General features: G+C 66.0%; 7 protein-coding genes. 2 read left to right on the forward strand and 5 right to left on the reverse strand.

Annotated elements, in window-relative coordinates; all coding sequences use genetic code 11:
* Positions 1–316: 316 nt before the first annotated feature.
* The 5 genes from GA0115259_RS23515 to GA0115259_RS23535 form a co-directional block, all read right to left on the reverse strand.
* Positions 317–1,288: an ABC transporter substrate-binding protein gene (locus GA0115259_RS23515; protein ID WP_141716664.1), complete on the reverse strand. Its 972-nt coding sequence runs from the start codon at positions 1,286–1,288 to the stop codon at positions 317–319.
* Between the two features lie 82 nt (positions 1,289–1,370).
* Entirely contained in the window at positions 1,371–2,378 is a 1,008-nt protein-coding gene (locus GA0115259_RS23520; protein ID WP_345941030.1) for a PDR/VanB family oxidoreductase, read from the reverse strand.
* Between the two features lie 9 nt (positions 2,379–2,387).
* Positions 2,388–3,593, reverse strand: a complete 1,206-nt coding sequence (locus GA0115259_RS23525; protein ID WP_093600713.1) for a cytochrome P450 — start codon at positions 3,591–3,593, stop codon at positions 2,388–2,390.
* 46 nt (positions 3,594–3,639) lie between these two features.
* Positions 3,640–4,416: an SDR family NAD(P)-dependent oxidoreductase gene (locus GA0115259_RS23530; protein ID WP_176732629.1), complete on the reverse strand. Its 777-nt coding sequence runs from the start codon at positions 4,414–4,416 to the stop codon at positions 3,640–3,642.
* A gap of 112 nt (positions 4,417–4,528) precedes the next feature.
* A complete protein-coding gene (locus tag GA0115259_RS23535; RefSeq protein ID WP_093600719.1) occupies positions 4,529–4,924 on the reverse strand; it encodes a nuclear transport factor 2 family protein in 396 nt (131 codons plus the stop codon).
* A gap of 162 nt (positions 4,925–5,086) precedes the next feature.
* On the opposite strand from GA0115259_RS23535, the gene GA0115259_RS23540 reads away from it, so the two are divergent.
* Positions 5,087–5,572, forward strand: a complete 486-nt coding sequence (locus GA0115259_RS23540; RefSeq protein WP_161230447.1) for a VOC family protein — start codon at positions 5,087–5,089, stop codon at positions 5,570–5,572.
* Positions 5,569–6,039 (forward strand): VOC family protein, encoded by a 471-nt coding sequence (locus GA0115259_RS23545; RefSeq protein ID WP_093600725.1) that lies wholly within the window; start codon positions 5,569–5,571, stop codon positions 6,037–6,039. Before GA0115259_RS23540 ends, GA0115259_RS23545 begins: the two co-directional genes overlap by 4 nt.
* The last annotated feature ends 45 nt before the right edge of the window (positions 6,040–6,084 follow it).

Below are 6,084 nucleotides of genomic sequence, written 5' to 3' on the forward strand. Positions count from 1 at the left end.
CTCCCCCCCGCAAGACAGTGGCGGCCCTATCCTCCGGCGTGTGCCTACAAGCCACGCCCCCGGGTAGGGCCACGTCATATGTGTTCGGTCTCGGAGGTGTTCTCTTTCCGCACCTCGTGTACGGATCTCGCTGGTCAGACATGGGTTTGCGGCTGTCACGGAAGTCTCGACTCGAGACCGGGGCGCTGGACAGCCACCTCCTGGAGGTAGCCGCGGCAGCCGCCGTCGGCCCAAACCCGCGAGAGCCGCCGTAAGCAACTGCTCGCCGCGGGCAGCGAACCCCCACCGACCACGCAAGCGGGCAGAGAACAGCCAGTCAGCCTTGGGGCTCCAACGGGAGGAAGTAGTCCGGCAGATCAAGGTGGCCCCAGAGGAGACCCTGATCCTCCATGTAGCGCAGCAAGGTGCGCAGCGTGGGCTGATTGGCTTCCAGGCCGTAGGGCCAGGGGTCCTTCCCCATGAACCGGGTCTGCTCCTCAACGGCGGCGAGGGTCCACGGCAGCGTCGGATACGACACGCTCGTGGACCACAGACGACGTTGCGCTCGCAGTTTGGCCTCGTTGAAGATGTCGAACACCGCCTGGGCCAGGCCCTCGTCGCGACTGAGCAGCGCCCGCCTCATCACAAGGACGTGCATGACCGGGAACACCGAGGTCCTACGGAAGTAGTCACGCTCCACTGCGTGGACATCGTCGAAAAGCCTTCTGACGCCGGGGAGGGGCGGGGCGACGCCGGCGCCGATCCACGCGTCGATGTCGCCGCGCAGCAGCAGCTCGTGCAGCGCGAGCCCCGGCGGCGCCGTCGCGATGTCGACGTCAGCGGGGTAGATCACTGATTCCGTACCCAGTCCCGCTGGGGGTCGGTGGGCGACCCATCGGATGTCCGACGGCTTGATGCCGTACTCATCGGCGAACAACCCGCGAAGCCACACGGCCATCGTCATGCCGTACTCCGGCAGGCCGATCCGCCGGCCCCGCAGGTCCTCCGGTGAGTGGAATTCTGAGTCCTCGCGCACGTAGACGTTGCTGTGGCGGAACGCCCGCGAGACCCAGACGGGAAGGGCTACCAAGTCTGCGGCCCCGCCCAGGCGGGACCGCTCAGTCATGTAGAAGGACACGGACATCTCGCCGCCGGCCAGGTCCGGGTCGTCCCTCAAGGCGGAGAAGGCGTCCTTGGGACTGGGGAGCAACCGCGTCCGGATGGGCAGGCCGTGTTCCGCACTCAGCTTGTCGACGTCGGCAAGCCGGTCGTAGGAGCCCCCAAAAACGAAACCCAGAGGCTCAGTCATCCGCATCACCGCAAAGCCTAACAACCATAGGCATATTTTCACCTTGATTAGTCAATGCGTCAACACACGGACCAGCGGCAGTTCAGGCGTCGATGACCAGCTCGGAAGACTTGGACCTGCCGACACAAAGGATCATCGTCCCCTCGGCTTCGTGCTCCTCCGGCGAAGCCACCGTGTCCCGGTGGTCAGGCGTACCCGTGACGACGGCGACCTGGCAGGTCCCGCAGTAACCTTCGGCGCACGAGAACAGCAGGTCCGGCGCGACGTCCTGGACCGCCTCGTAAATCGTCTGATCCGCTTCCACGCGAACCGTCAGGCCGGACTGGGCCAGCACGAGATCGAAGGAGCCGTCACCCGCGACAGGCCCGGTCAGGGCGTCGGCCGCGGCGGAGAAACGTTCGATGTGCAGTCGATCAGCCAGGCCCCTGCGGACACTCATGGCCTGCAGGGCATCCAGCAGGCCACCCGGACCACAGGAGTAGATGTGCGTGGCCTCGGTGACGTCGTCGAGCAGGGCCTCCAGATCGGGCCTGCCAGCCACGTCCTCGGGAAGCACTGTGACGCGGTCGCCTCCCAGAGCCCGCATCTTTTCCACGTACGCCATCGACGTCCTGGAGCGCCCGCCGTAGACGAGCTTCCAGGCCGCTCCGGCGGACTCTGCCTTGTTGATCATCGGTATGAGCGGGGTGATTCCGATTCCACCGGCGATGAAGAGGTATTCCTGGGCCTGCACGAACTCGAAGTGGTTCCTCGGTCCGCGCAGCGCAAGGGCGGTTCCCGCGGTCACTGTCGCATGGATCTCCTGCGAGCCACCGCGGCCGCTCTGCTCACGGAGTACCGCGACGGTGTACGCCGTCAGGTCGGCCGGGTCGCCGCACAACGAATACTGTCGGACCAGGCCCGAGCGGAGGATCAGATCCACGTGCGCCCCCGGCCGCCAGGGCGGAAGGCTTCCACCTTCGGCCGGCTGGAGGACAAGACTCAGGACGTCATCGGCTTCGCGGGCGACCGCGGCGACGACGACAGGCAACGTCGATGCTTCGGTTACGCGGTTCATGTTCTCCGTCAGCACATCGGCGGGCATGGTCATGGGATACCTCTAGTTCTGGAACGTGACCGTCACGTCGGTCCACGCGTTGATGAGCCGCGAAGGCAGGCGGCTCTGGCTGTTGACTGTGACCGAGCTGAACCTTTGGACCAGCTCCTCGAAAAGCACGCGCAGTTCCATGCGCGCGAGGCCAGCGCCGATGCAGACGTGCTGTCCGAAGCCGAAGGACAGCTGTTGCTTCTCCATGGCGCGGTCCACGGCGAACACATCCGGGTCGGGGAAGGCGTCCGGGTCCCGGTTCGCGGCGGCGTACAGCATGAAGATCCGCTGGCCTTCGGTCAGCTTGGTGGAGCGGATCTCGGCGTCCTGCGCCAGAGTGCGGCCGAATCCGCGGACTGGGGTCACCCATCGGAGGAACTCCTCCACCGCCCGCTTGACCCGCGTCGGGTCCTCGGTCAGCTTCGCCAACTCGGCGGGGTGCTCCGCCAGGGCGATGAGAGCCCCGTTCATGGTGTTGCGGGTGGTCTCGTTGCCGGCCGTCATGATGCCCGCGAGCATCATGTGCACGGTCTCATTGCTGATCTTCCCCTCTGCACGCGCCAGTTCGAGCGTGGTCAGGAGATCTTCCTGAGGATTCTTGCGCCGTTCGGCGAGCTTCTCCTCGAAGTAAGCCCCCATGGGCTCCAAGGAGCCAGCGATCGCGGCCAGGCCTTCTGCGTCCGTGGCAGCGGACATCTCGACGATCGCGTCGCTCCACTCCTTGATCCGGCCGAGGTCCTCGACGGGGAGCCCAATGAGCAGTGCGATCACGATCAGCGGGAACGGCTCTGCGATCAGTTCCGACCAGTTGACGGGCTCGCCGGCCTGTATCTTGTTGAGGCGTTCGACGCAGAGCTCGCGCGCCGCGCCCTCCATGCGGGTCACTGCCTGCGGGCCGAAGGGAGGGATCATGATGCGGCGAAGGTCGTTGTGGCGCGGCGGGTCCAGCAGCGCAAAGTTCTCGGCGTTCGCCGGGAAGAAGGACTTGAGGATGTCGCCGTACCTGAAGTCGTTGAGCAGAATCCCGTCGTTGCTGGTGAACAGTGCCGGTGAGCTGCCGACCTTGCGCACGTCGTCGTAGGTGGAAACCACCCACATGTCCAGCGGCTCGTAGTAGAACAGGGGCGCCTCCGCACGCAGTCGTCTCAGGACGGGGTGGGGGTCCCCGATGAAGAAGTCGGGGTCTTCGAGTCGCAGTTCGTCGGCCAGGGATGCCATGTCACTTCTCCTCTTGTGCAACGTGGTTGGCGGTGTGCTGGCTGGCTCAGTGGACTGCCGAGGCGCCGCCGTCGATCCACAGCGTCGAGCCGGTGATGTATGACGCGTCCTCGCTGAGGAGGAAGCAGATCGCCTCGGCGATCTCCTCCGGCTGGGCAAGGCGCTTGATGAGCTGCGTGCCGGCAACGGCCTCTTCGAGCATGCGTTCACCCTCGGCTCCGGGCGGCATCGTGCTCCGCGGCATATTGGTGTCCACCGCACCGGGCCCGATGCCGCAGACGCGGATACCGCGCTCGGCGAGCTCGGCTGCGTACGCCCGCGTGAGGTAGGCGTTTGCCGCCTTGCTGGCGCCGTACAGGCCGAGGCCGGGGTGCACGTGGCGGGCCGAGCTCGAATTGACGTTCACGATGACGCCCTGGTCGGCGAGCCGGGGCAGCAGGGCTCGCGACATCACCAGCATTCCGCCGACGTTGACTCGGAAGATCCGCTCCAGATCGGCGAGGTCGCACTCCGCGAGGGGCTTGGCCAGCGTGACCCCCGCGTTGTTCACGAGAGCATCGAAGGCACCTCCCCAGGCGGCGGCGCAGCGTTCGAGTACCTCGGCGGCGGCATCATGGTCGGTGCAGTCCAGGACCTCGGCCGCCACTTCGACCGCCATGGCCTCGGCCTGGATGAGCCTGGCAGTTTCCTTCAGGCCGTCGGCGTCCAGATCGATGCACAGGACGCTGGCGCCGTGCGAGGCCGTCTTCCGCGCGATCGCGCGGCCGATCCCTGCACCGGCGCCGGTCACCACGATGCGCCTGCCTGCGAGGCTGCGGGACATGAGATCTCCTCTCGGGCCTGGCCCGTGAGACATCAGTGCGAGTGGAAGCCGAGTGGTGGGAGTGCTGTTCAGTGGGGTCCTCGCCGGCAGATGCGGCGCGGCGTGCGGGACTTCAGGCCCCGATCACTCGGCTCGCGTGCAGGGTGTCGTGGTACTCCCTGGCCTCCACGATCTTCCCGTCGTCCACGACGAACAGGAAGTGGAACTGGTTTTGGTACAGCGCCCCGCTGGTTGTGGGACCGCCGGCCTCGACCTCGACGGCGACACGCCTCCCCTCAGCGGTGATCCCGACGATCTCCGCGACGATCGGGGCCGCCAGGGCGGGTGCCACCTTCTTGGCCAGTACTGCCTGGACGCCCTCGCGGTCATACCTGCCGCCGATCGACCACTCCCGGCCAGCGATCCAAAAGTCCACGTCAGGGGCGACGCGCTCATAGGCCTCGGTGTACTTGCCGTTGTTGAGGTCTGCGAAGAACCCGACAACGACGTCCTTGGGAGTCTCACTCACGGGAACCTCCTAAAACATGCCCATGATAAGTAATGTAGGCAAGGTAGCCGCGAGAGGCTCCCACAACAAGACCTCATTGCCGGGAAGTTAAGCGAGCTCAAGAAACTCGCTCCGCGACGCCACGGGTAGACGGGATCGTCACGTCCACTTAACATGCTTAACATGCCTATAGAATCCACCTCGCCTCGCCAGATCTGGCACGTAGGCTTCATCGTGGACCAGCTCGAGCCCGCCATGGAGGAGCTGTCGGCCGCCCTCGGGTTCCGCTGGGCGGACATCCACCACATCAAGGGACAGCACCTCGAGGGCCCTGCCGGTGAGCAGTATCCGCTGGAGACCCGGGTGGTCTTCTCACTCGACCTGCCGCTGTCGATCGAGCTCATCGAGCCCTCTCCGGGCACTCCCAACGTCCGGCGCGGCGATTCCGCCTTTCACCACCTCGGGTACTGGTCGGACGATCTCGTCGCCGAGGAACAGCATCTGGACGGTCTGGGGATGCCCTGCGTCGCCTTCCGCGTGGACGATGACACGGACCTGCGCCGCATCATGCTCACGCAGGGGCCCTACGACGTCCTGCTGGAGTCGACCAACGTGCTGACCTCCCGGCCCGGCCTCGAACACTTCTATCCCAAGGAGGCGGCCCAGTGATCTGGCATGTCGCATTCGCCGTCGACAACCTTGAGGAAGGCATGGAGCAGTTCGGCTCCGCCCTGCACTTGGACTGGCTCCCCATCAAGGGCTTCTCCGGTGAGAGCGTGCGCGCAGACGGCGTCCCCTATCCGCTCAAGACGCGGCTGACGTTCGCGACGGCCGGGCCGTGCGCGCTCGAGCTGTTCGAAAGAGTGCCGGGCACCCCCAACGAGCCCGCCCAAGGAACTGCCTTCCATCACATGGGGTACTGGACTGGCGACCCCAGCAAGGAACGGGACAGGCTCAAGGAGTGCGGCTGGTTCCACCAGGGCGGGCCCACCGCTCCGGACTCCCGCGCGGCCTTCTTCGCCAGCTCGCTGGGCATCTTCTTCGAAGCATGCAACTCGACGATCCAGCGGCCGGGCCTCGAAAAGTACTACCCGGGCGGCCCCACCGGGATTCGCCAGCCCGACCAGCTGCTCTGAGCAGCGACGCGAGGAGATACGAGGGCCGCGACCGGTTACCCGGTC

Source organism: Streptomyces sp. MnatMP-M17 (assembly GCF_900091995.1).
Classification (GTDB): Bacteria; Actinomycetota; Actinomycetes; order Streptomycetales; family Streptomycetaceae; genus Streptomyces.

Bases quoted from the DNA above. Each gene is read 5' to 3' on its own strand.
- GA0115259_RS23515 (WP_141716664.1), bottom strand. From the start codon at position 1,288: ATGACTGAGCCTCTGGGTTTCGTTTTTGGGGGCTCCTACGACCGGCTT.
- GA0115259_RS23520 (WP_345941030.1), bottom strand. From the start codon at position 2,378: ATGACCATGCCCGCCGATGTGCTGACGGAGAACATGAACCGCGTAACC.
- GA0115259_RS23525 (WP_093600713.1), bottom strand. From the start codon at position 3,593: ATGGCATCCCTGGCCGACGAACTGCGACTCGAAGACCCCGACTTCTTC.
- GA0115259_RS23530 (WP_176732629.1), bottom strand. From the start codon at position 4,416: ATGTCCCGCAGCCTCGCAGGCAGGCGCATCGTGGTGACCGGCGCCGGT.
- GA0115259_RS23540 (WP_161230447.1), top strand. From the start codon at position 5,087: ATGCCTATAGAATCCACCTCGCCTCGCCAGATCTGGCACGTAGGCTTC.